Here is a 264-nt window from a genome sequence, read left to right as displayed (position 1 = left end):
TGGAAAATCATCGAGATATTATTTCCGCGAATATCCATCATCTGCTTTTTCGTTTTTTCTAATAGGTTTTCCCCTTTGAAATAAACTTCCCCACCGACAATTTTCCCAATTGGCTCTTGCAGAAGGCGAAGAATCGAAAGGGAAGTAATACTTTTACCTGAGCCAGATTCGCCAACTATTCCTAGCGTTTTGCCCTTTTCAATCGAGAAGTCAACACCATCAACCGCTTTTACTTCTCCTTCATCTGTAAAGAAAGAGGTACGG

General features: G+C 40.5%; 1 protein-coding gene. It reads right to left on the bottom strand.

Annotated features, from left to right (window positions below; genetic code table 11):
* Nucleotides 1-264, bottom strand: a 264-nt coding sequence (locus V7149_RS21710; protein WP_335347681.1) for an ATP-binding cassette domain-containing protein, incomplete at both ends; no start/stop codon positions are given.

Source organism: Bacillus sp. JJ1503 (genome assembly GCF_036965125.1).
Lineage (GTDB): Bacteria > Bacillota > Bacilli > Bacillales > Cytobacillaceae > Cytobacillus.
Note: the sequence above shows the minus strand (reverse complement) of the source record. Positions and strands in the feature narration are given on the sequence as shown.